General features: G+C 61.3%; 3 protein-coding genes. All 3 read right to left on the bottom strand.

Annotated elements, in window-relative coordinates:
- Nucleotides 1–97: 97 nt before the first annotated feature.
- Nucleotides 98–1750, bottom strand: coding sequence for an IS66 family transposase (gene tnpC, locus AC3WWH_RS34695; RefSeq protein ID WP_065998900.1), 1653 nt, complete (start codon nt 1748–1750; stop codon nt 98–100).
- 62 nt (nt 1751–1812) lie between these two features.
- Complete coding sequence (tnpB, locus tag AC3WWH_RS34690; protein ID WP_047637286.1) at nt 1813–2166, bottom strand: IS66 family insertion sequence element accessory protein TnpB; 354 nt, start codon at nt 2164–2166, stop codon at nt 1813–1815.
- The coding region (gene tnpA, locus AC3WWH_RS34685) for an IS66-like element accessory protein TnpA (protein ID WP_492377621.1) at nt 2163–2602 on the bottom strand (440 nt) is incomplete at its 5' end. The genes tnpB and tnpA, both read right to left, overlap by 4 nt.

Genomic DNA, 2602 nt, shown 5'->3' with positions numbered 1-2602 from the left:
GTATGCGACGTCCACGCCCCATGGCTTTTTCAGTTGCAGCGATCTGAGGTTGATCTACGGGCCGTCAAATGAGCTCACCGAAGAGTACCTGACGAGCTCATTGTGAGGCCTTGATGCGGGCGGCATAGGCCCATGGCATCAGGGCATCGATGTCTTTGGCGAGGTGGCCGTTTGCGAGGCGGGTGAAGAGGTCGCACAGATAGGCGTAGGGCTCAACGCCGTTCATTTTACAAGTGCCGATCAGGCTGGCAAACCGGGCCCAATTGCGGCCCCCTTCATCGTGCCCCGCAAAGAGCGCATTGCGGCGGTTCATGGCCGGTCGGCGGATCGCGTTTTCCACCAGGTTGGAGTCGATATCGACGTGGCCGTCGCCCAGAAACAGCCGGAAGCCGTCCTGCCGCGTCAGCATATAGGCCAGGGCTTTTCCGAGGTCAGACTTGCGTGAGACGCGCTTGGCTTGCGCTGCCAGCCAGGTGAAGAACTCGTCCACCAGCGGGAGGGACAGGTCCTGTCGAACTGCCCGGCGATGTCCGGGATCTGAGCCCCGGATACTGTCTTCGATCTTGTAGAGCGCGGCGATCTGCACCAGCGCCTCGTCGACGATGGGCGATCCACTCTTTGGCGTGGCCTTGATCAGCTTTCTGCGCCCGTGCGCCCAACAGAAGGCCAGCTTCAAGGGATCGCCACCCATCCGGTCCGACGTGGCGAGGTGAGAGTAACCACCGTAGGCATCCACCTGGATTGTCCCGTTGAACCCGTCGAGGATTTCAGCGGCATATTCGCCTTTACGCCCAGGTCGATAATGGAACACCACGCCCGACGGCGCAGAGCCATTCCAGCCGCGATCGTCACGCAACACGGCCCACAGATAGCCGGTCTTCGTCTTGCCTCGCCCCGGATCAAGCACCGGAGCCGTGGTCTCATCGACATAGAGCCGCGTGCTTTCCCACAGCAGCCGTTTTGCCATGTGGTCGACCACCGGTGCGATTTCGCTGCCCGTGCGCCCCATCCAATCGGCCAGGACCGTGCGGTCTATCGGCACCCCGTGTCGCGCCATGACCTCGGCCTGCCGGTTGAGCGGCATATGTTCGGAATGCTTGGAGACGGCAATCTCAGCCAGAAGGGCTTCCGTCGGCCAGCTCCCTTCCAGCAGATGCGCTGGCGCTCTGGCCTGGATGACGCCCGTTCGACCCTTGGGGCATGCGTATTTCGGGCGGATGGTGACGATCACCTCGTAGCGCGCCGGAATCCGGTCGAGCCGTTCCGTCCGGTCTTCGCCGATCCGAACCATGTTGCCGCAACCGCAGGGACAAACGATGCTCTCGGGCTCGATCACTCTCTCGACCCGCGGCAGGTGTTCGGGCAGTGCACGGGCTTTACGCTCCTTGCGAGGAGCGACTTTTTCCGGATCGGATGCGCTGGCTTCGATCTTTTTCTCCACGGCGGCAATCCGCGCCTGTGTTTCGGCAATTGCCGTTTCAAGGTCTTCCAGCGCCAGTTCCATCTGCGCCGGATCGAGCTTTTCCGATTTCGGCCCGAACTTCGTGCGCCGATAGTCGTGAACCTGACCTTCAAGCTTCTCGACCAGTTCCTTCAGCTCGGCGATGAAGGCGTCCTTTTCGGCAACCACAGCCTGCTCGTGCTGACGTGCAGCACGCTCGACCGACAGTTCGAACTGCATCGCCGCAAACGCCTTCACCACCTCTGGCGGAAGGTCCGGAAACAGGCTGAGATCAAGGGACGACGACATGCGGTCTTATAGCAAGACAGCACAAAAAATCCAAATAAAACAATGCAAAGGCAGCGGGATATTCACCCTGCCGCCGACGGCGCGATCACCCGTTGCGCCATGACTCGCCGCCAGTCGAGCCCCTCGAATAACGCTTCGTATTGCCCCCTGGAAAGACGCATCGTCCCATCCTGCACCTTGGGCCAGGCAAAGCTTCCATGTTCAAGAATTTTGTAGGTCAACACCATTCCGGTGCCATCCCATACCAGGATTTTCAGACGATCACCGCGCTTCGACCGGAAGATCACCGTCACCCCGGAATGCGGGTCGAGCTTCAACTCGGTCTGCACCATCAGAGCCAACGCCTGATGCCCGCAGCGGAAGTCCACCGGCCGCGTTGCAATCAGGATCGGCAGTCGTTGGCCCGCGACGATCATGCCGTCCCTCGCATGGCGCGCACCAGAGCGGCCACACGTTCAACTGGCACATCGCCGGGAACCCGCATCACAACGTCCGGGCCGATCTCCAACGTCAAGACCGGACAAACCGCCTCCGACAGCGGCGGCGCCAAAACATTCACAGCCTCGCTCGGCTCTGCCGCAATCGCCAAAGGCACAAATGCTGGCTCGGCATCGCCGCTCTCCGACAGGCCCGGCATAGCCTCAAAAGGCAGCGTCAGAATGCCCTCGCGCACTTGCCGGCGCCACAAGGAAAGCTGGTGCGGAACAACGTCATGACGGCGCGCGACATCAACAACACGAACACCAGGCTCAAGGCTTTCCGCGACGATCCGCGCCTTCACATCATCTGGCCACCGCCGGTTTCCGCGGCGCGGCTCGACAACTTCGTAGCGCCCAACAAATCCATCATCTG

The sequence above is a fragment of the Ensifer sp. EB106-03-01-XG145 genome (genome assembly GCF_058792075.1).
Note: the sequence above shows the minus strand (reverse complement) of the source record. Positions and strands in the feature narration are given on the sequence as shown.